Source organism: Mycolicibacterium boenickei, assembly GCF_010731295.1.
GTDB lineage: Bacteria > Actinomycetota > Actinomycetes > Mycobacteriales > Mycobacteriaceae > Mycobacterium > Mycobacterium boenickei.
Window position 1 is genome coordinate 913,189 of sequence record NZ_AP022579.1, and the last position, 21,616, is coordinate 934,804.

26 protein-coding genes and 2 tRNA genes are annotated in these 21,616 nt (G+C 67.3%); 9 read left to right on the forward strand and 19 right to left on the reverse strand.

What is annotated here, in order from left to right:
• Nucleotides 1-99 precede the first annotated feature (99 nt).
• Together G6N57_RS04105 and G6N57_RS04110 are read right to left on the reverse strand one after the other, a co-directional pair.
• Entirely contained in the window at nt 100-555 is a 456-nt protein-coding gene (locus tag G6N57_RS04105; protein WP_077740612.1) for a nucleoside deaminase, read from the reverse strand.
• A complete protein-coding gene (locus G6N57_RS04110) occupies nt 552-1,058 on the reverse strand; it encodes a tRNA adenosine deaminase-associated protein (RefSeq protein ID WP_075922393.1) in 507 nt (168 codons plus the stop codon). Before G6N57_RS04110 ends, G6N57_RS04105 begins: the two co-directional genes overlap by 4 nt.
• Nucleotides 1,059-1,156: 98 nt before the next feature.
• On the opposite strand from G6N57_RS04110, the gene G6N57_RS04115 reads away from it, so the two are divergent.
• Nucleotides 1,157-2,101 (forward strand): prephenate dehydrogenase, encoded by a 945-nt coding sequence (locus G6N57_RS04115; RefSeq protein WP_077740613.1) that lies wholly within the window; start codon nt 1,157-1,159, stop codon nt 2,099-2,101.
• Here the strand turns inward: G6N57_RS04115 and G6N57_RS04120 are convergent.
• Genes G6N57_RS04120 through G6N57_RS04140 form a run of 5 tightly spaced genes read right to left on the reverse strand, consistent with a single transcriptional unit; the run spans nt 2,064 to nt 6,154 of the window.
• Entirely contained in the window at nt 2,064-2,651 is a 588-nt protein-coding gene (locus G6N57_RS04120) for a putative glycolipid-binding domain-containing protein (RefSeq protein WP_077740614.1), read from the reverse strand. The two genes, G6N57_RS04115 and G6N57_RS04120, sit on opposite strands and share 38 nt — an antisense overlap.
• Entirely contained in the window at nt 2,648-3,430 is a 783-nt protein-coding gene (locus G6N57_RS04125; protein ID WP_077740615.1) for an ABC transporter permease, read from the reverse strand. Before G6N57_RS04125 ends, G6N57_RS04120 begins: the two co-directional genes overlap by 4 nt.
• The gene (locus G6N57_RS04130) at nt 3,427-4,098 is read right to left on the reverse strand and encodes an ABC transporter permease (protein ID WP_077740616.1); all 672 of its coding nucleotides are present in this window, start codon (nt 4,096-4,098) and stop codon (nt 3,427-3,429) included. Before G6N57_RS04130 ends, G6N57_RS04125 begins: the two co-directional genes overlap by 4 nt.
• A gap of 3 nt (nt 4,099-4,101) precedes the next feature.
• Nucleotides 4,102-5,208 carry an ABC transporter ATP-binding protein gene (locus tag G6N57_RS04135; protein ID WP_077740617.1) on the reverse strand — a complete coding sequence of 369 codons (1,107 nt, stop codon included), beginning with the start codon at nt 5,206-5,208 and terminating at the stop codon, nt 4,102-4,104.
• Nucleotides 5,209-5,239: 31 nt separating this feature from the next.
• On the reverse strand, nt 5,240-6,154 hold the full coding sequence (locus tag G6N57_RS04140; RefSeq protein WP_077741918.1) for an ABC transporter substrate-binding protein: 915 nt from the start codon (nt 6,152-6,154) through the stop codon (nt 5,240-5,242).
• A gap of 155 nt (nt 6,155-6,309) precedes the next feature.
• On the opposite strand from G6N57_RS04140, the gene G6N57_RS04145 reads away from it, so the two are divergent.
• Entirely contained in the window at nt 6,310-6,726 is a 417-nt protein-coding gene (locus tag G6N57_RS04145; RefSeq protein WP_077740618.1) for a LapA family protein, read from the forward strand.
• 4 nt (nt 6,727-6,730) lie between these two features.
• Here the strand turns inward: G6N57_RS04145 and G6N57_RS04150 are convergent, their stop codons facing one another.
• The gene (locus tag G6N57_RS04150) at nt 6,731-7,759 is read right to left on the reverse strand and encodes a phosphotransferase family protein (protein WP_077740619.1); all 1,029 of its coding nucleotides are present in this window, start codon (nt 7,757-7,759) and stop codon (nt 6,731-6,733) included.
• 3 nt (nt 7,760-7,762) lie between these two features.
• Nucleotides 7,763-8,371, reverse strand: a complete 609-nt coding sequence (locus tag G6N57_RS04155) for a histidine phosphatase family protein (RefSeq protein ID WP_077741919.1) — start codon at nt 8,369-8,371, stop codon at nt 7,763-7,765.
• Between the two features lie 48 nt (nt 8,372-8,419).
• Between G6N57_RS04155 and G6N57_RS04160 the strand changes: the two genes are divergently transcribed.
• Nucleotides 8,420-9,175, forward strand: coding sequence for an SDR family NAD(P)-dependent oxidoreductase (locus G6N57_RS04160; RefSeq protein ID WP_077740620.1), 756 nt, complete (start codon nt 8,420-8,422; stop codon nt 9,173-9,175).
• Nucleotides 9,176-9,241: 66 nt separating this feature from the next.
• Nucleotides 9,242-9,982 carry a GntR family transcriptional regulator gene (locus tag G6N57_RS04165; RefSeq protein ID WP_077741920.1) on the forward strand — a complete coding sequence of 247 codons (741 nt, stop codon included), beginning with the start codon at nt 9,242-9,244 and terminating at the stop codon, nt 9,980-9,982.
• 63 nt (nt 9,983-10,045) lie between these two features.
• On the opposite strand, the gene G6N57_RS04170 is transcribed toward G6N57_RS04165, so the two are convergent.
• From G6N57_RS04170 to G6N57_RS04195, 6 genes are all read right to left on the reverse strand, one after another.
• Entirely contained in the window at nt 10,046-11,380 is a 1,335-nt protein-coding gene (locus tag G6N57_RS04170; protein ID WP_077740621.1) for an MFS transporter, read from the reverse strand.
• A 181-nt stretch (nt 11,381-11,561) separates the two neighbouring features.
• Nucleotides 11,562-12,260: a phosphonatase-like hydrolase gene (locus G6N57_RS04175; RefSeq protein ID WP_077740622.1), complete on the reverse strand. Its 699-nt coding sequence runs from the start codon at nt 12,258-12,260 to the stop codon at nt 11,562-11,564.
• Nucleotides 12,261-12,286: 26 nt separating this feature from the next.
• On the reverse strand, nt 12,287-13,423 hold the full coding sequence (locus tag G6N57_RS04180) for a TIGR03364 family FAD-dependent oxidoreductase (RefSeq protein ID WP_077740623.1): 1,137 nt from the start codon (nt 13,421-13,423) through the stop codon (nt 12,287-12,289).
• Nucleotides 13,424-13,511: 88 nt separating this feature from the next.
• The gene (locus tag G6N57_RS04185; protein WP_077740624.1) at nt 13,512-15,389 is read right to left on the reverse strand and encodes an alkyl/aryl-sulfatase; all 1,878 of its coding nucleotides are present in this window, start codon (nt 15,387-15,389) and stop codon (nt 13,512-13,514) included.
• An 18-nt stretch (nt 15,390-15,407) separates the two neighbouring features.
• A complete protein-coding gene (locus G6N57_RS04190; RefSeq protein WP_077740625.1) occupies nt 15,408-16,280 on the reverse strand; it encodes an NAD(P)-dependent oxidoreductase in 873 nt (290 codons plus the stop codon).
• The gene (locus tag G6N57_RS04195) at nt 16,277-17,152 is read right to left on the reverse strand and encodes an NAD(P)-dependent oxidoreductase (RefSeq protein ID WP_077740626.1); all 876 of its coding nucleotides are present in this window, start codon (nt 17,150-17,152) and stop codon (nt 16,277-16,279) included. The genes G6N57_RS04190 and G6N57_RS04195 overlap by 4 nt, the downstream gene beginning before the upstream one ends.
• A gap of 102 nt (nt 17,153-17,254) precedes the next feature.
• Here G6N57_RS04195 and G6N57_RS04200 point away from each other — a divergent pair, with 102 nt between their 5' ends.
• Nucleotides 17,255-17,593 carry a winged helix-turn-helix transcriptional regulator gene (locus G6N57_RS04200; RefSeq protein ID WP_077740627.1) on the forward strand — a complete coding sequence of 113 codons (339 nt, stop codon included), beginning with the start codon at nt 17,255-17,257 and terminating at the stop codon, nt 17,591-17,593.
• Nucleotides 17,594-17,606: 13 nt separating this feature from the next.
• On the opposite strand, the gene G6N57_RS04205 is transcribed toward G6N57_RS04200, so the two are convergent.
• Nucleotides 17,607-18,107: a metallophosphoesterase family protein gene (locus G6N57_RS04205; protein WP_077740628.1), complete on the reverse strand. Its 501-nt coding sequence runs from the start codon at nt 18,105-18,107 to the stop codon at nt 17,607-17,609.
• Between the two features lie 93 nt (nt 18,108-18,200).
• Between G6N57_RS04205 and G6N57_RS04210 the strand changes: the two genes are divergently transcribed.
• Both G6N57_RS04210 and G6N57_RS04215 read left to right on the forward strand, forming a co-directional pair.
• Nucleotides 18,201-18,557, forward strand: coding sequence for a Fe-S protein (locus G6N57_RS04210; protein WP_065459623.1), 357 nt, complete (start codon nt 18,201-18,203; stop codon nt 18,555-18,557).
• A gap of 101 nt (nt 18,558-18,658) precedes the next feature.
• Nucleotides 18,659-19,072: a hypothetical protein gene (locus G6N57_RS04215; protein WP_097926385.1), complete on the forward strand. Its 414-nt coding sequence runs from the start codon at nt 18,659-18,661 to the stop codon at nt 19,070-19,072.
• Between the two features lie 153 nt (nt 19,073-19,225).
• On the opposite strand, the gene G6N57_RS04220 is transcribed toward G6N57_RS04215, so the two are convergent.
• Nucleotides 19,226-19,298 (reverse strand) — tRNA-Arg (locus tag G6N57_RS04220).
• Between the two features lie 37 nt (nt 19,299-19,335).
• A tRNA-Ser gene (locus tag G6N57_RS04225) sits at nt 19,336-19,427 on the reverse strand.
• 88 nt (nt 19,428-19,515) lie between these two features.
• Between G6N57_RS04225 and hisC the strand changes: the two genes are divergently transcribed.
• Together hisC and G6N57_RS04235 are read left to right on the forward strand one after the other, a co-directional pair.
• Complete coding sequence (hisC, locus tag G6N57_RS04230; RefSeq protein WP_077740630.1) at nt 19,516-20,598, forward strand: histidinol-phosphate transaminase; 1,083 nt, start codon at nt 19,516-19,518, stop codon at nt 20,596-20,598.
• Complete coding sequence (locus G6N57_RS04235; RefSeq protein WP_077740631.1) at nt 20,595-21,056, forward strand: DUF4334 domain-containing protein; 462 nt, start codon at nt 20,595-20,597, stop codon at nt 21,054-21,056. Before hisC ends, G6N57_RS04235 begins: the two co-directional genes overlap by 4 nt.
• On the opposite strand, the gene G6N57_RS04240 is transcribed toward G6N57_RS04235, so the two are convergent.
• The gene (locus G6N57_RS04240) at nt 21,053-21,598 is read right to left on the reverse strand and encodes a TIGR03086 family metal-binding protein (protein WP_077740632.1); all 546 of its coding nucleotides are present in this window, start codon (nt 21,596-21,598) and stop codon (nt 21,053-21,055) included. The two genes, G6N57_RS04235 and G6N57_RS04240, sit on opposite strands and share 4 nt — an antisense overlap.
• Between the last annotated feature and the right edge of the window lie 18 nt (nt 21,599-21,616).

Sequence of the window (21,616 nt, forward strand, 5' to 3'; positions counted from 1 at the left end):
GCGGCCTGAGCTCACACCCGACCCGGCGAGTGTGCGGCCTTGGCGAGATCGCGACCGGAAAGTCGCCACCAGTTCACACTCGGCGCCACTGATGCACAGTCAGCGCTGAGCGGCGAAGAAATCCTCCAGCAGAGCCGCGCACTCGTCGGCCAGCACGCCGCCGACCACCTCGGGCCGGTGATTGAGCCGGCGATCACGGACGACATCCCACAGCGAGCCGACCGCGCCGGTCTTGGGTTCCCACGCCCCGAACACCACCCGGGCCACCCGGGCCAGCACCAGCGCACCGGCACACATCGTGCACGGCTCGACGGTCACGGCCAGCGTCGCGCCTTCGAGCCGCCAGCCGTCGTCGAGCACCCGCGCAGCCTCGCGCATCGCCACGATCTCGGCGTGCCCGGCGGGGTCCCCGGTGGCCTCGCGCACATTGGCGGCCCGGGCCAGCTCGGTCCCGTCGGCGGCGAACACCACCGCGCCGATCGGCACATCACGGGGCCCGGCCGTCCGGGCAGCCTCCAAGGCGGCGCGGATCAGGGCTTCGTCCGAGGCACTCACCGACCGAGCCGGTCGAGCACCGCCGACAACTCCTCGGCGAAACCCATCTCGCGGGCGATGCGCCCGATCTGCTCATCGGCATAGAGGTCGGTCTCGGACAGGATCACGCCGAGCACGTCCTCGTGCAGACCGATGTCCGACAGCACCGAGAGATCACCTTCTTCGAATGGATCCGCATCCTCGAGATCCTCTTCTTCGAGGTCAGCGTCCAGATTCTCCAGCGCCTCGGCGGCGATGTCGTAGTCCAGGGCGGCCGTGGCGTCCGACAACAGCAGCCGGGTTCCGGCCGGAGCCGGTCGCACGATCACGAAGAATTCGTCGTCCACGTCGAGCAACCCGAAGACCGCTCCGGCGCTGCGCAGCTCGCGAAGCTCTGTCTCGGCCGCGGTCAAGCTCTTCAACGAGGACGACCGCATGGGGGCGCACCGCCACTTGCCGTCCTCCCGGACAACGGCCACCCCGAAGCCATCGGGCAGGTCTGCCGGCGCACGCTGTGCCTCCATGCCCGCCTACGGTAGTCGCCGACCAGCAATTTCGACAGGGATCACCCTCGGCTGCGGCACAGCCGGTATGCCAATCTTGATGCGTGACGAACACACCCGTGTGCGTGGTGGGCCTCGGCCTGATCGGTGGATCGCTGATGCGGGCCGCCGCCGGAGCCGGCCGCGAGGTCTTCGGGTACAACCGGTCGGTGGAGGCCGTGGCCGCCGCAAAGTTCGACGGGTTCGACGCCACCGAGAACCTCGACGAGGCACTGCGCCGGGCTGCCGACCTCAACGCGTTGATCGTGCTGGCGGTCCCGATGCCTGCCCTGCCGCAGATGCTCGACCATGTCCGGCAGACCGCGCCGCAGTGTCCGCTGACCGACGTGACCAGCGTCAAAGGCGCAGTACTCGACGAAGTGCGACGAGCCGACCTGCTACCGAACTTCGTCGGCGGCCACCCGATGGCAGGAACCGCCCATTCTGGCTGGTCAGCCGGGGACGCCGCACTGTTCACCGGCGCCGCGTGGGTGGTCAGCGTGGACGATCACGTCGACGCGCAGGTCTGGTCGCTGGTCACCCAGCTGGCGCTGGACTGCCATGCGGTCGTGGTGCCGGCCCGCTCCGATGAGCACGACGCCGCCGCGGCCGCCATCTCCCACCTGCCGCACCTGTTCGCCGAAGCACTGGCCGTCACCGCAGGCGAGGTGCCGTTGGCCTTCGCCCTGGCGGCCGGGTCGTTCCGCGACGGCACCCGGGTCGCGGCGACCGCACCGGACCTGGTGCGAGCCATGTGTGAGGCCAACGCCGACCAGCTGCTGCCCGCGCTCGAACAGAGCATCGAGCTGCTGACCCGCGCCAAGAAAGCCCTGGCCGACACGGGTTCGGTGGCCGATCTGGTCGAGACGGGCCACGCCGCCCGGATGCGCTACGACAGCTTCAGCCGCCCCGAGATCATGACGACGGTGGTGGGCACCGACAACTGGCGGGCCGAACTGGCCGCCGCCGGCCGCGCCGGCGGGGTGATCAGATCCGCTCTGCCAGTCCTGGGTAATCCAGGATGAAGCCGTCGGGATCCACCGTGATGGTGGTGTCGGCGACCGGCGAGCGAAGTTTCACCGCGGCTCCGGGCCCGGGACTGCTGTAGCTGATGTTCGCGGTCTCCACCGACAGGTCCGGCAACCGCACGTAGACCACCGGCAGCGTCACCGACTCCGCGCGTTGATGCAGACCCGTCCGGCGGATCGGCAGGGCGTTGAAGAACGGGCTGAACACGAGATCGACATCGAGCGCACCGCCGAAATCCGACCGCTTGGTCTGGGTGTGATCCTGCACCAGCCACATGTTCTCCTCGTCACGGGCGATGGAGAGCTGGCGCTCCCGCTCGGCCAGCGTGACGGTGAGAGACAACCGCTTGGTGGCGCCGGTCTCGTCGGTGACCAGGTCATAGGAGGCCGAGAACGCCGGGTGGGAATCGGTGGAAGCGGCCACGATCCGGCCATAGGCCTTGATCCTGTTGCCCGACAGCTGAACCCGAACAGATTCCATCCGGGGCTCGTCGTGCGCCCGCCAGGTCAACACTGCTGGCCAGGCGCGATCCTTCTCGTCGCTCACCCGTCTACCGTATGCGACGACGCGCGGCGTTCGTAGTCGAGTCCGGAACTCCCCGCCGGGCGCGACTCGAGGGCCACCTCGTCGTCGAGCAATGGCTGCGGCATCCGTCGCCGGGGCCCCAACCGGCCACTACCGGGCACCGACAACCGCACCGCGAAGGCCAGTGCCGCGTCGAGAATCAAGGCCAACGCCGTGACCATGAGCGCGCCCACCAGCGCGATGTGGAACTGCCGCACCTTGATGCCGTCGATCAGATACCGGCCCAATCCACCGAGGCTCGCGTAAGCGGCGACCGTCGCCGTCGCCACGATCTGAAGCGTCGCGGTACGCAGCCCGCCCACGATCAGCGGCAGCGCGTTGGGCACCTCGACACCGAACAGCACCCGGCGCTCGGTCATACCCATCGACCTGGCCGCGTCCACGATGGCCGGGTCCACGTTCGCGATGCCGGCGTAGGTCCCCGCCAACAGCGGCGGAATGCCCAGCAGCATCAGCGCCACCGTGGGCGGCACCAGACCCAGCCCCCACAGCAGCACCCCGAGCAGCAGCACACCCAGCGTCGGCAGCGCCCGCAGGGCGTTGACACCGGTGACGACCAGGAACGTGCCGCGCCCGGTATGACCGATCAGCAGCCCGATCGGGATCGCGACGATCGCGGAGGCCGCCACCGCGACCACGGTGTACTGCAGGTGCTCGACGATGCGGGCGCCCAGTCCGGCCGGCCCGGCCCAGTTGGCGGCGGTGAAGATGAAGTCCAGCGCCTGCTGCAGGAAGTTCATGCGGCCGCCTTGACGCGCGTTGCCCGAGGTGTGCCGGACGCGCGAGTCCAGGGTGTGATGGCCTTGCCCACCAACATGATCAGCGTGTCGATCACGACGGCCAGCACGAAGATCGCGATGATCCCGGCGATGATCTGGTCGCTCTTGTTCGACTGGTAACCCTCGGTGAACCAGGTGCCCAGGCCGCCGATCCCGATCACCGAACCCACCGACACCATCGAGATGTTGGTGACCGCGACCACCCGCAGCCCGGCGATCAGCACCGGGATGGCCAGCGGGAGTTCCACCTTGAGCATCCGCAACCACGGCCGGTACCCGATCGCCGTCGCCGCGTCGCGCACCTGCTCGGGCACCGCATCGAGCGCCTCGGGCACCGCCCGCACCAGTAGTGCCGTGGTGTAGAGCGTGAGCGCCACAATGACATTGGCCTCATCCAGGATGCGGGTCGGGATGATCAGCGGCAGCACCACGAACAAGGCCAGCGACGGGATGGTGAAAATGATGCTCGCCGTGAGGGTCGTGATCCGTCGCAGCGCGGCGGTGCGCTGAACCGCCGCTCCCAGCGGGACGGCGATCAGCAGCCCCAGCACGATCGGCACCAACGACAACCGCAGGTGCACGACGGTCAGCACCCACAGGTCGTCGAGATGGTTCAGCAGATATCGCATGGGCTAACCCAGCTCCGGGACGCGGCGCTGCTCCTTGAGCGCCTCGAGCACATCGTCGGCACGCACACCGCCGAGCAGCTTCCCGTCCGCGTCGACCGCCACACCGAGCCCGCTCGGCGAGGACAGCGCGGAGTCCAGCGCCTGCCGCAGATTGCCGTCGGGCGGAAAGAACGATCCACCGCCGATGGTGCTGTCGTAGAGCGCGTTGCCCTTCCGATGCACCTCGACCCCCGCGGCATTGATCCACGCGAACGGCAAGCCGGCTTTGATGACCAGCCGCCATTCCCCCGGGCTCAGGTCCAGCGCGTCGATGTCCTCCTCGTCGACATGTTTGATCTCGTGCAACTGCAGCCCAGTGGCGTGAAAGAACTGCAGCCCGCGGTAACCCCGGTCGGCACCGACAAATCCGGACACGAGTTCGTTGGCCGGGTTCGACAGGACGAAGGCGGGATCGGCATATTGCAGCAGGGCCCCGCCGCGGCCGAACACCGCGACCTTGTCGCCGAGCTTCACCGCCTCGTCGATGTCATGCGTGACGAACACGATGGTCTTGCGCAATTCGCTTTGCAGTCGCAGGATTTCGGCCTGCAGGTCCTCCCGGACCACCGGGTCCACTGCGCTGAACGGCTCGTCCATCAACAGGATCGGCGGATCCGCCGCCAGCGCGCGGGCCACCCCGACCCGCTGCTGCTGCCCGCCGGACAGCTGCGCCGGATACCGGTCGGCCAGCTTCGGGTCGAGCCCCACCCGTTCCATCACGCCGATCGCGGCCTTGCGGGCGCTGCGCCGGGATTCACCCCGCAACACGGGCACCGTCGCCACGTTGTCGACCACCCGAAGATGCGGCATCAGCCCAGCGCTTTGGATGACGTAGCCGATGCCCAGCCGCAGCTTCACCGGGTCGACCGTGCTGATGTCCTCCCCGTTGACCACGAGGGTGCCCGAGGTGGGGTCGATCATCCGGTTGATCATTCGCATCGAGGTGGTCTTGCCGCAGCCCGACGGCCCGACGAACACCGTCAAGGTGCCCTGCGGCACTTCCAGGTTGAGGTTGTCGACGGCGACCGTGCCATCCGGGTACCGCTTGGTGACGTTCTCGAAGGTGATCATCGGGACCCTCTGCTCTTCGCTCGAGCGCTCATCACTTAACCACCGGTTTGTCGAATCCGTTGTCCCTGATCCACTTTTCGGCCGCCTCGTCGGGGTCGACGCCGGCATTGCCCTCCACCGCGGTGTTCAGCTCGATCAGCGCCTCGGTGGTGAGCTTGGCCGACACCGCGTCGAGCACCGTCTTGAGGTCATTCGACATCTTCTGCGAGGCCACCAGCGGAACGACATTGGCCGCGAGGAAGACGTTCTTGGGATCCTCGAGCGGCACCAGGTTGTGCTGCTCGATCGCCGGTGAGGTGCTGAAGATGTTCGCGGCCGTGACGGCGCCGCTGTTCAATGCCTGCACGGTGGCCGGCCCGCCGCCGTCACTGATCGCGACGAAATTGACCGGTGCGATGTCCAGCCCGTACCGGGACTTCAGGCCGACCAGCCCCGTCTGACGGGTCTGAAATTCCGACGGTGCACCGACTTTCACCTCAGCCGAATGCGCGGCCAGATCGGCGACCGTCTTCAAGTTCCAGCGCTTGGCGGTCTCGGCGGTGACCGCGAGGGTGTCCTTGTCCTCGGCCGGTGACGGATACAGGATCGACAGATCGCCGGGCAAGGCCTTGAACAGGGCGATCAACACCTCATCAGAGGTCGTAGCCGTCGCCTCCGCGTCGAAGTACTGCAGCAGATTCCCGGTGTACTCGGGGATCAGGTCGATCGAGTGATCCTGCACCGCAGGCACATACGTCTCACGGCTGCCGATGCCGAACTGCCTGCGAATCTGAAAGCCATTGGCCTCCAGGGCCTGGGCATAGATCTCGGCGATGATCTTGGACTCCGGGAAGTCAGCGGACCCGACCGTGATGGATTTCAGGTCACCCGAGATGGGTCCACCGCCCAGTGGATTGGAGCTTCCGCAGGCCACCGCCAGCGGCACGATCAGGGCGAGCAGGGTCATCGCGATTGCCAGGGTTTTGCGCTGCACAGGCGCATCCTTTCGGCGACGGCGGCTGGGCGATCAGCCTCTGACGACCCTAACGGCACACCCGACATGCCGCCGCGCTTTACCTCATGGTGGTTTGCATTGCGGCCGCGACGGGCAAAGATGTCGGTATGACCAGCGATCCGTCTGCATCGCCCGATTTGCCTGAGCCGACGCCGAATGTGCCGGTGACACCGTCGCCCGACCCAGGCAATGTCCCCGATGCCGGCAAGGCTCCCGCCAAGGCGGACAAGTCCGGCGCCAAGCCGGGTAAGGCCACCGAACCCAAGCTCACCCGCGCCGGGGCGCTGTGGTCAGCACTGATCCTGGGCTTCCTGGTGCTCATCGTGCTGCTGATCTTCATCGCACAGAACACCGAACCCGTCCCGCTGACCTTCCTGGCCTGGCACTGGTCATTGCCCACGGGCGTGGCCATCCTGGGCGCCGCGGTGGCGGGCGGACTGCTGACCGTCGCCGCCGGATCGGCCCGGATCTTCCAGTTGCGCCGCGCGGCAAAGAAGAACTTCAAGGCCGCGCAACGCAGCTGACCCGTCAGCCCAGGGCGCGCAAACCCGAGGCGATCGCCGGGGCCACCGCCGCGCCGACGCTGGTGCTGCCCGGCGCCTCGGAACCCTGGCGGGCCCGGAAATCGATACCCGCGGCAATGATGGCCGCCTTGAAGTAGGCGAGCGCCATGTAGAAGTCCCAGTGCGCGAGTTCCTGGCCGGACTGCACCGAATAGCGGTTGGCCAGATCGTCGGCCGACGGCATCTGCGGTGAGCTCCAGGCCGCTTCCATGCTCAGGATCAGGTTGAACATCGGGTCGCGGTACACGCACATCAGTGCCGCGTCGCTCAGCGGATCGCCCAGCGTGGAGAGCTCCCAGTCCAGCACCGCGAGCACCTTCGTCGGGTCCTGCGCGTCGAGGATGGTGTTGTCGATGCGGTAGTCGCCGTGCACGATCGAGTTGCGGCTCTGCGCCGGAACCGAATCGGCGAGTGCCTGGTGCAGGCGCTTGACGTCGTCGTCGCGGGGATCATCCGGCAGCCGGACCAGATCCCACTGCGAACCCCAGCGACGCACCTGACGTTCCAGATACCCGGCGGGCTTGCCGAAGTCGCCCAGACCGACGGCTTCGTAGTCCACCGCGTGCAGATCGGCCAGCACCCGGATCAGGGCATCAACACTGTCGCTGATCACCTGATCGTCGCCCATCGCGGCAAGTTCGTCGGCGCTGCGGACCACCTGTCCGTCCACGTTCTCGACCATCTGGAACGGCGCACCCAGCACCGAGGCGTCGTTGCTCATCGTCACCGCGCGGGCGACGGGCACCGCGGTGCCGGCCAGTGCTGCCACCACCTTGTACTCGCGGGCCATGTCGTGCGCCGACGGGGTCAGACCGTGCAGCGGTGGGCGGCGCAGCACCCACGCCGACGCGTCGTCATACACCCGGAAGGTCAGATTGGAGCGGCCACCGGCGATCAGTTCGGCACGGAGCTCACCGCTGCGGGGCACGCCCTCGGACCGCAGGTGCCGGTCGAGCGCGGCGAGGTCGAGGCCTTCCAGATTGGTCACCGTCATTGTTTACCACCGCACGTTTCGCGGCAGCAGGTCCCATACGTGCTCGGTGCCGTTGACCGAGGCGACGGCGAGCTTGCCCGAGCGCGACGACAGCAGCCGGGTGACCGAGGCGTAGTCGACGTGGAAGGACAGCAGCCGTTCGGTGCCCAGGATCTTGTGCAGCAGCACGTTGATCACGCCGCCGTGGCTGAACACCGCGACCGTGCCGTCATGGTCACCGGCCGCCACCAGGTCCTCGACCGCGGCGTTGATCCGCGCCATGAACGCGTTCTCGTCGACGCTGCTGGGCAGATGACCGCTCACCAGCCGGGCCAGCTCCTCGGGGTTCTCCTTGGCGATCTCCTCGATCGGCACGTAGTGCGACATGTCGCGGTCGTACTCGGCGAGCCGGTCGTCGACCTCGACCTGCAGCCCCAGCTCCTTGGCGAGCGGTCCGGCGGTCTGGATCGCCCGCCGCTGCGGGCTGCTGACCAGCCGGCTGACGGGGAACCGGGCCAGAGCGGCAGGCAGCCGCTCCGCCTGGGCGATGCCTTCCTCGGACAGGTCGGGATCGGACCCTTGACCGGGCTCGCTGCGCAGCGGTAAAGCATGTCGGACCAGAAGCAGTTGCACCGTGCCACCATAGGGCCGCGGTGCGAGACGGCCGGAGAGGGTCATCACATGGGATATGCCGACGAGTTGTTCGACCTCACCGACCGGGTGGTGCTGGTCACCGGCGGCAGCCGCGGACTGGGCCACGAGATCGCGATGGGAGCCGCGCGCTGCGGCGCCGACGTGGTGATCGCCAGCCGCAACCTGGACTCCTGTGTGGCCGCGGCCGAGGAGATCACCGCGGCCACCGGTCGCGCCGCCCTGCCCTATCAGGTGCACGTGGGCCGGTGGGATCAGCTCGACGGTCTGGTGGACGCGGTGTACGAGCGGTTCGGCAAGGTGGACGTGTTGGTCAACAACGCCGGTATGTCGCCGCTGTACGAATCGCTCGGCTCGGTCACCGAGAAACTCTTCGACTCGGTGTTCAACCTGAATCTCAAAGGGCCGTTCCGGCTTTCGGCCGTGCTCGGCGAGCGGATGGTGGCCGCCGGGGGCGGCGCGATCGTCAATGTCAGCTCTTCCGGATCGCTGCGCCCCGACCAGTACATGCTCCCCTACGCCGCGGCCAAGGCCGGGCTGAACGCCATGACCGAAGGGCTGGCCAAGGCGTTCGGCCCGACCGTGCGGGTCAACACCCTGATGGCCGGGCCTTTCCTCACCGATGTCAGCAAGGCCTGGGACATGGCAGGCGACCCGTTCGGCCACCTCGCCCTGCGACGGGCCGGCAACCCACCCGAGATCGTCGGCGCCGCACTGTTTCTGATGTCCGATGCCTCCAGCTTCAGCACCGGCTCGATCCTGCGGGTAGATGGCGGCCTGCCCTGAACGCAGCACGGTAATGTAGCCCAGGTAGCAAACTTGTCATGACAACCTGACCGGAAGGTGATGCGGATGGCGGAGGCCCGTTCGCGCCACGAGCACGTCGCCGCCGAACTGCGTCAGCGCATCACCCGCGGCGATTACGCCATCGGCCAGCCGCTGCCCACCGAGAGTGCGCTGTGCACGGAGTTCGACGTGTCCCGCGGTCCGGTCCGCCAGGCCCTGGCCACGCTGAAGAACGAGGGCCTGATCCGGGTGTCGCGCGGCAAGCCCGCGGTGGTCCGCAGTCATGACGCCACGCAGACACTGGACACGTTCACCCCGTTCACCCAGTGGGCCGAACGCGTCGGCCGCACCGCGGGTAACCGCACGATCGAGGTGGCCCGCCGCCGCGCATCCGAAACCGCCATCGAGACACTGGGTTTGACGGCCGACGACTTCGTGGTCGAGGTGCTGCGCGTACGACTGCTCGACGGTGAGCCTGCGATGATCGAGCGCAGCACGTTCATCGAATCCGTGGGTTCCCTGCTGTTCGAGTTCGACACCGACTCGGGCTCGATGACCGACTATCTGGCCAGCCGCGGCGTGTACTTCGACTCGATGGAGCATGTGCTCGACGCGGTGGCCGCCGGACCGGACGACGCCGCAAATCTCGGGATCGCACCGGGCAGCCCGCTGCTGCGGGAGCGACGCGTCTCGCGCGATCAGCACGGCGTGGTGTTCGAGTGCGCCGACGACCGCTACCGGCCCGACGTGGTCACGTTCAGCATCGTCAACGCGCGCACCAAGTTTTCCTCTGCCGAGCAGACGTGAAAACCCCCTTTTCCGGGTGAAAAAGGGGGTTTTCACGACTGCTCGCGGGACTGCTCGCGGGAATTAGTCAGCGGCAGGCATGCGGTTCCAGTGCGGGATCAGCAGCAGCATGGAGATCAGTGCGGCCGCGGCGAATCCGTAGAACAGCGTCGTCGTGCTCAGGTAGCCGGGCAACAGCCCGCCGAGGATCGCACCGACCGAGCCACAGCAGTTGATCAAGCCGGCCGCGGTGCCGGCGTGTTTGGAAGTACCGAAGTCCACCGCGGCGACACAGGAGATCATCGCGTCGGCGCCATACACGCTCAGTCCGATCAGGCCGAGCACGGCCACCATGATCCACGGATTGCCCGTCGCGGTGAGCGGTCCGAACAGCGCCAGCACCGCCACCAGGATTCCGAGACTGATCACGCATGCGGGCACCCGGCGCGCACTGAACACCCGATCGGAGATCCGTCCGAGCAGGATCGGGGCGACGACACCAGCGATGCCGAATGCCACCGGGATGGCCACGGCCTGGAACTTGTCACCGTCCACCAGGCGCTCGGCCACGATCACCGGGCCCCACAGCAGGATCGCGTAGCGGGCCGGCTTGAGCAGGAAGTACGACGCACCAAGGGTTCTCACCATGCGGTCGCTGAGCACCACCTTCAGCGATTCCCGCCACGACGGGGTGGGTTCGGCGACTGCCTCGGCCTCGGGCGAGTCGTCGAGCTGTACTCCCTCCTTCCCGTCCTGCTCTGCCCGGTACTCCTCGATCGGCGGCAACCCGACGTCCTGCGGCCGGTTGCGCTGGAACAGCAGCACGAGCACGAACACCGCGGCCACGACGGCCGCACCGCTGAAGAACGCGGCCCGCCACGAGCCGAACACGTCGTAGGCGGCCCAGCCGAGGATCGGTGCGGCCACCAGACCGCCGAATGCGTAGTTGGTGCTCCACAATCCGAGGACGCGGCCCCGCTCTCCGATGGAGAAGAACTGGGCCATGTTGCTCAGCGTCGGAGACCAGCCGGTGGACTGGGCCAGGCCCTGCACGATCATCAGCGGCAGCAGGAACACCAGCGCCGGCAGCAGCCCCATGAACACGGTGGCGATCGCCGATATCGCCAGGCCGCCGAGGATCACCACCCGGGGACCGAAACGGTCGGACACCTGGCCCCAGACGAACTGGCCCACCGCATAGGCCGCGAGGTAAGCGGCGTCGAGGTTGGCCATCACGCTCTTGGTCAGGCGAGTGCTCAGGATGGGGTCTTCGAGGATGCCGAGCTTGGCCACGGAGAAGGCCTGGCGCGTGAAATAGAAACCGGCATAGGCGATCCAGGTGACGGCGAAGATCTGGATACGCCAATGGCGGTAGCGCGGAATGGTCGATGGAGTGACGGGAATCGCGGTTTGAGTCATGAGATTGCACCTCTGGTGGGCGTGCTGCAGGCGGTGTGCTGACGGGCCGGGGCAGATAGCCGAGCGAGTGTGGCCGAACGTCAAAGGCAGGTTTCTCTTGCGAGAACGGGTGCAGAAGAGGTGCGGCGGTCGGGAGGCGCGGCCTACGACCGACCGCCGCAGGGCTGTAGAGGTTGGCGGACTATCGGAGGGCTGCCACCAGAGCGGGGAGATCGGCGACGCTGTCGAGGATGTGCGTGGCACCCGCCTCGGACAGCTGGGCCCGGTTGTGCGCCCCGGTCAGCACGCCGATCGAGGCCCGCGCCCCGGCGCGCAGGCCGCTGATGACATCCGATGAGGTGTCACCGAGCACGATCATCGAACGCACCGAGTCGGTTTGGGTCTGCATCAGCGCGGTCAGCGGCATGTCCGGGTAGGGCCGGCCGCGGACTCCCGCCGACGGGCACAACACCACATCGGCGAGGTTCTGCCAGCCGAGCGCCTCGATGATGGCCGTCTGGGTCTCTTGGGCGAACCCGGTGGTCAGCGCGGTCTTGATGCCGCTGGAACGCAAAGATGTAATGACATCTTCCGCGCCCGGGATCGGGCTGCAGTTGCCCTCGGCGACCAGCTGGGCGTAGCAGCGCTCGAACTCCTTGTTCGCCGACTGCGCCTGCTCCTCGTTGCCCTTGGCCAGGTGCCGGAACACCACGATCTTGGACTGCCCCATGGTGTCGGAGACGTAGCGCAGCATCTCCTCGCGGTCGGCGTCGGTCTTCGACAGGCCGGCGTGAGTGTCGGCGGCCAGGAAGGACTGCTGAACCAGCCCGCTGTCCTCGACGGTGGTGCCTGCCATGTCGAACACGACGAGGCTGATCGGATCGGTTGCTTTGGTGCCCATTGGTTTATCCCTTCGAATTGGTTCGTTCAGACGGTGGCGACGAGTCGGTCCAGCGCGTTGCCGACGCTGGCGTGGGCCAGGCCCATGCTGGTGGTCATGCCGATACCGGTGGTGACGGTGACGACATGGGTGCCCTCGACGGGCTGTTCGAGCAGGAACTCCTGGTCGGGCGCGGAGGTGTACACGCCCTGCCAGCGCTCGGTGACCTCGATATCCTTGACCCCGAACAGTTTCCGGGCCTCTTCGAGGAGGACGGCGAAGCCCTCTTCGGACTGGAACGGCGGCGCGGAGATGTCGCGGTAGTGGGTGTCGCCGATCAGCAGTGAGCCGTCGGGCTGCGGGGTGTACATCTGGTGCAGGTCGATCGCGACGTAGTCGGGATGCTCCGCCCGCAACCGGTCGGCGACCGCGCCGGTACTCGGGAGCCCCTCGAATCCCGAGTACCTCAGCAGCGACCACCCGGTGAACAGGGGCGCAGGCAGGGCGAAGGCCAGCGGCAGCCGGGCACGCAGCATGTGCAGCCGGCACCGCAGCAGGCCGTCGCGTTCGGCCAGCGCGGGGAACAGCCGGTCGACGTCGTAGTTGACGGTGACGAACGTCGTACCCGCACGCAGCGGTCCGCGCGAGGTGTGCACCACACCGGCCTCGAACTCGGAAGCCGCGGTACGCCAATGGAAGTCGACGCCTTCGGATTCGAGCCACCGCGCGATCGACGGAGCGGCCGTCCGCGGATCGACCTGTAGGTCGTTCGGCAGGTACATGCCGCCGGTGACCCCGGACGCGACCACGGGGATCCGCTCGAGGATCTGCTCGCGGCTGAGCAACCGCGCCTCACCTGTCCCGCGGGCGGTGGCGAACTCGTCCATCACCGCAAGTTCGTCGTCGTGACGCGCGACGCAGAAGGTGCCGGACTCGGCCGACCAGAACCCGGCCTTGCGAGACAGGTCGAGCCAGTGCTGACGGCCGTTGCGGGCATAGTCGAGCGCTTGACCGGACTGCGCGGTGATGCAGGCGTGGCCGAAGTTCTGGACCGAGGCACCGACGACACCGTCGGCGTGATCGACAACGGCGACGCTCAGTCCCCGCTGCTGCGCGTGGTAGGCGTGCGCGAGGCCGACGATGCCTGCGCCGACCACCACGACGTCGTAGCTGTGATTTCCCATGCGGATACTGTGGTCCGCATCACCACAACTTGTCAATACAAGTTTGGAATTTTTACCTGGTGTCTATATATGTAAAGTTCTGTTCACCTCACGGCGTGACGATGTCGAAGTTCGGATCGGGCCGGTCCAATGCCGCCAGCAGGGCCGGCAGGGCCTCGGGGTCACCGGTGACCTCCAAGCCCGGTGAGGTCGCGTCTCCCGCCGCGAAGGCCAGCAGTCGCAGCTTGTTCGCCAGCTTGACGGTGGCGCGCGCACTCCCCTCGTCAGCTGCGGCCTTGCGGTAGACCAGCACTCCGTTGCGCAGCGTGAGCCGGTAGTTGACGGCGGTATCGAGGAAGGTCACGTCGATGGCCAGGTCGAGATCCCAGGCCCGCGGCCCGTTGATGCTGATCGCGAGGACGTCGAACATCTGCTCGGGGCTCAGCTGGGCCAGCATCGTCGGAGCGGCCAGCTGACCGGCGGTACCGAACTTGCCCACCCGCAGTTCTGTCGCACCGGACAGGAAGAAGTTGCGCCACGTGGCGTTCTCCGCCCCGTACGCGAGCTGTTCGAAGGTGTCGGCATAGAGCGCCCGGGCCGCGGCGTGATCGGCGTCGGTGAACATCACGTGATCGAGAAGCGTTGCCGCCCAGCGGAAATCTCCCTCGTCGAAGGCCTTGCGGGCCAGCTCGACGACCCGGTCCACTCCGCCCATCGCCTCGACGTAGCGGGGCGCCAAAGCTTCGGGCGGGTGCGGCCACAACCGGCCCGGGTTGCCGTCGAACCAGCCCATGTAGCGCTGGTAGATCGCCTTGACGTTGTGGTTGACCGAGCCGTAGTACCCGTGGGCATGCCAGGCGCTCTCCAGCGCGGGCGGCAGCTGGAACTGCTCGGCGATCTCGACCCCGGTATAGCCCCGGTTCAGCTGGCGCAACGTCTGGTCATGCAGGTAGGCGTACAGATCCCGTTGCAGTGACAGGAATTCCACGATCCGCTCGCGTCCCCACGTCGGCCAGTGATGCGAGGCGAAAACCACGTCGGCGCGGTCGGCGAAGGTGTCGATGGCCTCGGTGAGGTACCCCGCCCAGCCGTGCGGATCACGCACCAGCGCACCGCGCAGGGTCAACAGGTTGTGCAGGTTGTGCGTGGCGTTCTCCGCCATACACAGCGCGCGGAACTTGGGGAAGTAGAAGTGCATCTCGGCGGGCGCCTCGGTGCCGGGCGCCATCTGGAACTCGATCTCGACGCCGTCGATGGTGTGCGTCTCGCCGGTACGGCGGATGTCGACCGTCGGCACGATCAGCGCCACCTCACCCGTGGACGTGTTCTGGCCGAGGCCACAGCCCACCTGCCCATGCGGGCCGCGGTCGAGTTGCGTGCCGTACATGTAGGTGGCGCGACGGGTCATCGCGGTGCCGGCGTAGACGTTCTCCTGCACCGCGTGTTCGACGAAGCCCTCGGGTGCCAGCACCGCCACCTTGCCTGCGTCGACGTCGGCCTGGTTGGTGACGCCGAGGACTCCGCCGAAGTGGTCGCCGTGGCTGTGGGTGTAGATGACCGCGACGACCGGCCGGTCCCCGCGGTGCTCGCGGTACAGGCCGAAGGCCGCCGCGGCCACCTCGGTGGAGATCAACGGGTCGATGACGATGACACCGGTGTCGCCCTCGATGAAGCTGATGTTCGAGATGTCCAGCCCGCGCACCTGATAGATGCCCGGAACCACCTCGTAGAGCCCCTGTTTGGCGCACAGCTGCGACTGGCGCCACAGGCTGGGGTGTACCGATGTCGGCGCATCCCCCTCGAGGAAGGCATAGGCGTCGTTGTCCCACACCACGGTTCCGTCAGCGGCCCGCACCACACACGGTTCCAGCGCGGCGATGAAGCCGCGGTCGGTGTCCTCGAAATCTCTGGTGTCCCCGAAGGGCAGGCTCGTCAGGTGTGCGCGATGGGCGGCCTCGATGACGGCCGCGGGCGGCTTCTGCTCCATGCTGACGAGCCTGCCACCTCAAGGTGTCGGCACGGTATCGCCGATCGGACGGATCCGGCTGATCTCGTCGGCCCCGTGCCCGGCGTCGACGGCCGCGTCCACATAGCCCCGGAAGGCCTCCAGGGCACCGGCATCCAGACCCGCTGCCTCCGACGCCGCGATCAGATGCCGGACCGAGGCCGCCACCGAGGACACCGACGCACTGGGATCGGTGTGCCGGCCGGCTTCGACACGTTCGGCGATCTCGCCGAAGATCGGCGGCAGGATCGCGGCGATGTTGTTCGCGTGCGGCAGCAGCTCGGTGGGCGCGATGCCATGTGCGCCGGCCATTGCCAGGGCATGCACGAATCCGCTGACCGAGGTCCAGAACACATCCAGCAGCGCCATGTCGAAGGCTGCGGCACGGCCGATGTCCTCGCCGACCCAGCTGACCGACGCAAGCGCGTCGAACACCGGTCGGTGGGTGTCGAAGAGCTCCCGCGGTCCGGCGAAAAGGATGCTGGCGCTCGCCGTTCCGATGGTGTCGGTCGGTGTCATGATGGCGCCGTCCAGATACCGTCCGCCCCGGGCGGTCACCAGTTCCTCCGTTCGCTGCGCCGAATCGGGGACATCTGAGGACAATCCGACGACCACCCGGCCCGCGACCGCGTCTCCCGCGACTTCCAGCACCGCGTCCGCGGCCGCCTGATCGACGACGTTCACCAGGATGAGGTCGCCGGCCGCCACTGCCGCCGCGGGCGTGTCGGCCCACAGCGCGCCACGGGCCAGCAGCGTGTCGGCTTTGGCAGGCGTCCGATTCCACACGGTGGTAGGGATATTCGCCGCGACCAGGGCCCCGGCCAGGGCCTGCCCCATCGGACCGAGGCCGAGCACGCTCACGGTAGTGGTCATGCCGCCGACCCGTTCCTGACGCTCTCGAAGATGCGGGCGAAGCCCTCGTCGCCGTGGCCGGCGTCGATCTGCCGGTGGATCAACCGCTGCACCATGTCGACGACCTCGGTGCTGATCCCCTGGTCCCGGCTGGCGTTGACGATGTCGGTGAGATCGGAGAAATACAGACTCTGCTGGCCGGGCACCGTGTAGTCCCCGCCGTCGATGACGGTCGCGTACTCGGCGACCGCGGGCATGAGGGCAGGCAGCCACGCCGCGGTGCGGGCGGCGAACTCCTTCGCCGGCACGCCTGCCGCCCCCACCATGGCAGCGCCGTGGACGAAACCCGCGAACATCACGTACATGGCCGACAGCAGCGCCAGGTCGTAGAGCGACGCCATGCCGGCATCGTCGCCGAAGTACTCAGCGCTGCCCCAGAGTTCGAGGAACGTGCGGTGGTCCTCGAACACCGCGGCCGAGCCGCTGTAGAGGATCGCCGACTGCGGCGTCGCGATCATCTCCGGTGTCGCCATGATGCCGCCGTCGAGGTACTCGGCCCCGTGGCCGGCGGCCCACCGGGCCAGCTCGCGTGCGCCTTCCGGTGAGGTCGTGGTCAGGTTCAGCAGGCGGCGCCCGGCCAGCCGGTCGGCCACTGGGTCGAGGACCTCATGCACCGAAGCCTGATCGAACAAGCAGACCACGATGAGGGCGGCGACGAGCGCGTCGGCCGGTGTGGCCAGGGCGGTGACTCCCTCCTCGACGAGCGGGGCGACCCGTGCGGCGGTGCGATTCCAGACGAGGGTGGGGTGGCCCGCGCCGAGGGCGGTGCGAGCCAGCTGTGATCCCATGGCGCCGAGACCGAGGAAACTGACCGATGGCTGTGTCGTTGTCATGTCATCATCGTTGAAGCAACGCTAACCTCTGAACAAGTACCCACTATTTAGTGCGATACTTACTTTTTCGAAACTATTGACCCTGAGCAGCAAGGATGTCCGATGGCTCAACTCGGCAAGTTCACCTGCGGGCTGGATGCGGCGTTCGCCGTGGTGGACGGCAAGTGGAAACCGCTCATCCTCTGGGAGCTTCAAGAAGGACCGAAGCGGTTCAACGCACTGCATCGCAGCCTGCCCGGGGTGTCCCAGAAGATGCTGACCCAGCACCTCAAGGAACTCCAGCGCCACGGCGTGGTGCACCGGGAGAGCTACCACGAGGTGCCGCCGCGGGTCGAGTACTCCATGACCCCCGCCGGCGAGGAGCTGCTGGATGCCCTTGAACCACTGGGTAACTGGGCCACCAAGCACATCACACTGATCTGCGAGGGCGAGGCGAGCTAGCCTTCGCGTCCGGTCAGGATCGGTCCACCGTGTGCAGCGTGACCTCGCCGAGCACTCCCGAGTCGATCTGCGCGGTCATGTACGTGCAGTACGGCTGCCTGCGACGGTCGGTCGGCGATCCCGGATTGAGCAGGCGCAGGCCGGTTTTCGCGGTGGTGTCCCACGGGATGTGACTGTGACCGAAGATCAGGACATCGGTCCCGGGGTAATCCCGGGCCATCCGGGCCTCCCTGCCGGTGGCCGCACCCGTCTCGTGGACAACGGTGAACCGCAGGCCGTCCAACGTCACGTCGGCACGCTCGGGCAATCGCCGCCGCAGCTCGGCACCGTCGTTGTTGCCCCAACAGCCGATCAGATGCGCCGCCCGCGAGCTGAGCGCGTCGAGCAGGGCGGGATCGATCCAATCACCGGCGTGGACAACGACATCCGCTTGGTCCACCTCGTCCCACACCTGCGCCGGGAGATCCTTGGCGCGCTTGGGTACATGGGTATCGGCGATGAGCAGCAGCCGCATCCAGCCGAGCCTAGTTGACCGATGCCGATGAGCCCCGGAAGCGCAGCGGCGGGTTCGGGCCCGCAGGCGGCCAGCGCCGCTCACACTCCGACCATGGATCTACTACGCAACGTAGTTGTTTATGCGCATCTCATCGGCTTCGCGGTCATGGTCGGCGCCTGGATCGCCGAGGCAGCGGCCCGACGCTTCCTGATCACCCCGGTGATGACCTACGGCATGACGCTGTCGCTCATCACCGGTCTGGCCCTGGCCGCGCCGTGGCCGGCCGGCATCGTCCTGAACTACCCCAAGATCGGCACCAAGCTGATCATCCTGATCGCGCTCGGCGCGGTACTCGGCATCGGCACCGCACGCCAGCGGCGCGCGGGCGGCCAACCGGTCATGGGCCTGTTCATCGCCGCAGGCGTGCTGCCCCTGCTCGCGTCGGCAATCGCGGTGCTGTGGAACTGAGCTCCCGCCCGAAGCTGAGCTGAACCTGAGACGTTCCCGTAAAGTTAACTGGCAAACAACAATTGTCGGCAGGTACGGGAACGATGGGTCACAGACACGCCATGGCAACCGCCAAGGTCATGCGCACGGCGGCATTCACCGGATGCGCTTCACCGCACGGTGATGTCAGCGTGCGGACGCGGCCGCGGCCCGCGGCGTCCGCACGTCAATCCCACCACGGCCTGTTCGAGCAGCCTCGGCGGCGCCGGTACATCGGACAGCTGAAGACCTCGACATCCACGGTGGCCGGCCGGTCACCGTGGATGAACGATCGCGTCACCGTGCTGCGCGGCTATCTGGCCGATCTGCACGGGCTGCATCTCCCGCCGGAGCTGGCCCGGGTCCAGGTGGCCGGCCACATCGAGCTCCTGGTCTCCGTGTTGCGGCTGAACCGCCAGACCGCGCGCCAGTTCGTGACCGACGACGTGCTGCGCGAGATGGCCGTCGACATCGCGACCGCCGTCGCTTCCGAGTAGGCCCGCCGCGATCCTGGGGGCGATGCGCCGAGATCGACACCAGGGTCGTAGCTTCACGCGAACCACAGCCCTGGTGTCGATCTCGATGAAACAAGGCCCTCGAACAAACAAATCGAGGCGCGGTCCGCAGACCGCGCCTCGATTTTTTCAGAGTGCGCCCGAAGGGATTCGAACCCCTAACCTTCTGATCCGTAGTCAGATGCTCTATCCGTTGAGCTACGGGCGCCTAGCGTTATTCAGTTGTGCGGTTGACAAGTCAACCTTGGCGGAGGCGAGAGGATTTGAACCTCCGGTCCCCTGTAAGGGGGACAACTCATTAGCAGTGAGTCCCATTCGGCCGCTCTGGCACGCCTCCTTTGAACTTCTGTGAGGGTACCGGACTCCGTCCTGTCGCCCGAAACCGCCGAGGGCACACAGTACACAGCCTCACCTATTCTGGCCAAGTGAGCATCCGTCTGCGCCCCGAAATGGCCGACCTTCCGGCGTACGCACCAGGCAAAACAGTCCCGGGCGCAATCAAGATCGCGAGCAACGAAACGGTGTTTCCGCCGCTTCCCAGCGTGCGCGAGGCGATCCTCAAAGCCACCGAGAATATCAACCGCTACCCCGACAACGGGTACCTTGACCTGCGCGAACACCTCGCCAAGCACGTCGGCTTCGCGCCGGAGAACATCGCCGTGGGCTGCGGATCGGTGAGCCTGTGCCAGCAGTTGATACAAATCACATCCGCCGCAGGCGACGAAGTCGTGTACGGATGGCGCAGTTTCGAGATCTATCCGCTGCAGATCCGCACCGCAGGCGCGACGGGTGTCGCAGTCCCGCTGCGTGACGAGATTCACGATCTCGACGCCATGCTCGCCGCGATCACCGACCGCACCCGGCTGATCTTCGTCTGCAACCCGAACAACCCGACTTCCACCGTGGTCGAGCCCGAGGCGCTGGCGCGGTTCGTGGCGGCGGTGCCCGACGACATCCTGATCGTGCTCGACGAGGCCTACGTGGAGTACATCCGCGACGGCTTGGTGCCCGACAGCTTCGGACTGGTCCGCGCGCACCGCAATGTGGTTGTTCTGCGCACCTTCTCGAAGGCCTACGGGTTGGCCGGAATGCGCGTCGGGTACGCCGTCGCCGATCCGGAGATCATCACCGCGCTGGGCAAGGTCTACGTGCCCTTCAGCGCGACGAGCGTGTCGCAGGCCGCCGCCATCGCCAGCCTGGAAGCCGCCGACGAACTGCTGGCCCGCACCGACGCCGTCGTCGCCGAACGCATCCGGGTCAGCGCGGCCCTGCGCGAAGCCGGATACGAATTCCCGCCGTCGCAGGCGAACTTCGTCTGGCTGCCGTTGGCCGAACGCACGCTGGACTTCGTGGCGAGGGCCGCCGACAACCGGCTCATCGTGCGCCCGTACGGTGAGGACGGCGTGCGGGTCACCATCGGGGCCCCGCACGAGAACAATGCCTTCCTGGAATTCGCCACCCGCTGGATCGCGGGTGACGCCGGGACCCGGACAGGAGAGACGAAGTGAACGGTGCACGTGGCACGTTCGACGGATTCGTCAGCCGCGAGGGGCAGATCCCCGACGCCGAACTCGACGCCTTCTGGGCGCTGCTGCGGCCCGCGAGCATCGACTTCATGCTCGGCGAGTGGAAGGGCGGCGAATTCCAGACCGGCCACAAGGCCAACGGGTTCATGAACAAGCTCAACTGGTTCGGCAAGACCTTCCGCTCGGCCGCCGAGGCCCAGCCGCTGGTGTGCCTGGACGCCCAGGGCAACAAGTTCTCCAACACCGAGGCCATGAACGGCGAGGCCAGCCTGTGGCTGGAGGAGTTCCGCGGCGAGGTGACCGCGACCATGGTCTACGACGGCCGCCCCGTGCACGATCACTTCAAGGTGGTCGACGACAACACCGTGGTGGGCATCATGAACGGCAAGGGCGCCGTGGTCGACGGCCGCTACCTGTACTTCTACCTGCAGCGCGTCTAACCGAGCGGCCGGCGGCCGGTGAAGGCCAGCAGCCGGTCGAGTGCCGGCGCGTCGTCGGCAACCGTGACCGGATCGTCGAAACCGGCCCGCACCCGTCCCTCAGGTGTGAGGACGGCGCGGGACCATTCCAGGATCTGTTCGGGAGCGTCGTCCGACACCTCCACCGTCTGGCCCGTCGCCTCGGCGTAATCCCAGGCGTGCACCAGGAATTCCAGCGACAGGATCTGAGCCGGTATGGGCGCGGGCATCTCGCCTGCCCCGAACGGCACCGTGCCGTCGACCCCGCGTCGTCGCCATGCCGCCACGGCGGGCCGCGCCGCGCCGATCACCTGATCCTCCACCGAACCGTCGGGTTCGCGTTCGGGAATCTGCGCACCGGCCGCCGAGCCGATCACGGTGATCGAGTTCAGCAGGTGGTCCGTCAACCCCGCCACGTCGAACTCGCGACAAGGTGTTGGACGGGACAGATCCTCCGCGGTGACGCCGTGCAGCACGCGTTGCAGCACGTCGAGCGTGGCCTCGGCGCTATCGAGTTCATCCATACTCGGTAGTGTCCACCC

Bases quoted from the DNA above. Each gene is read 5' to 3' on its own strand.
- G6N57_RS04125 (WP_077740615.1), bottom strand. From the start codon at position 3,430: ATGAACTTCCTGCAGCAGGCGCTGGACTTCATCTTCACCGCCGCCAAC.
- G6N57_RS04140 (WP_077741918.1), bottom strand. From the start codon at position 6,154: ATGACCCTGCTCGCCCTGATCGTGCCGCTGGCGGTGGCCTGCGGAAGC.
- G6N57_RS04145 (WP_077740618.1), top strand. From the start codon at position 6,310: ATGACCAGCGATCCGTCTGCATCGCCCGATTTGCCTGAGCCGACGCCG.
- G6N57_RS04160 (WP_077740620.1), top strand. From the start codon at position 8,420: ATGGGATATGCCGACGAGTTGTTCGACCTCACCGACCGGGTGGTGCTG.
- G6N57_RS04215 (WP_097926385.1), top strand. From the start codon at position 18,659: ATGGCAACCGCCAAGGTCATGCGCACGGCGGCATTCACCGGATGCGCT.
- G6N57_RS04135 (WP_077740617.1), bottom strand. From the start codon at position 5,208: ATGATCACCTTCGAGAACGTCACCAAGCGGTACCCGGATGGCACGGTC.
- G6N57_RS04110 (WP_075922393.1), bottom strand. From the start codon at position 1,058: ATGGAGGCACAGCGTGCGCCGGCAGACCTGCCCGATGGCTTCGGGGTG.
- G6N57_RS04190 (WP_077740625.1), bottom strand. From the start codon at position 16,280: ATGACCACTACCGTGAGCGTGCTCGGCCTCGGTCCGATGGGGCAGGCC.
- G6N57_RS04170 (WP_077740621.1), bottom strand. From the start codon at position 11,380: ATGACTCAAACCGCGATTCCCGTCACTCCATCGACCATTCCGCGCTAC.
- G6N57_RS04210 (WP_065459623.1), top strand. From the start codon at position 18,201: ATGGATCTACTACGCAACGTAGTTGTTTATGCGCATCTCATCGGCTTC.
- G6N57_RS04200 (WP_077740627.1), top strand. From the start codon at position 17,255: ATGGCTCAACTCGGCAAGTTCACCTGCGGGCTGGATGCGGCGTTCGCC.
- G6N57_RS04185 (WP_077740624.1), bottom strand. From the start codon at position 15,389: ATGGAGCAGAAGCCGCCCGCGGCCGTCATCGAGGCCGCCCATCGCGCA.
- G6N57_RS04195 (WP_077740626.1), bottom strand. From the start codon at position 17,152: ATGACAACGACACAGCCATCGGTCAGTTTCCTCGGTCTCGGCGCCATG.
- G6N57_RS04165 (WP_077741920.1), top strand. From the start codon at position 9,242: ATGGCGGAGGCCCGTTCGCGCCACGAGCACGTCGCCGCCGAACTGCGT.
- G6N57_RS04150 (WP_077740619.1), bottom strand. From the start codon at position 7,759: ATGACGGTGACCAATCTGGAAGGCCTCGACCTCGCCGCGCTCGACCGG.
- G6N57_RS04205 (WP_077740628.1), bottom strand. From the start codon at position 18,107: ATGCGGCTGCTGCTCATCGCCGATACCCATGTACCCAAGCGCGCCAAG.
- G6N57_RS04130 (WP_077740616.1), bottom strand. From the start codon at position 4,098: ATGCGATATCTGCTGAACCATCTCGACGACCTGTGGGTGCTGACCGTC.
- G6N57_RS04175 (WP_077740622.1), bottom strand. From the start codon at position 12,260: ATGGGCACCAAAGCAACCGATCCGATCAGCCTCGTCGTGTTCGACATG.
- G6N57_RS04240 (WP_077740632.1), bottom strand. From the start codon at position 21,598: ATGGATGAACTCGATAGCGCCGAGGCCACGCTCGACGTGCTGCAACGC.
- G6N57_RS04180 (WP_077740623.1), bottom strand. From the start codon at position 13,423: ATGGGAAATCACAGCTACGACGTCGTGGTGGTCGGCGCAGGCATCGTC.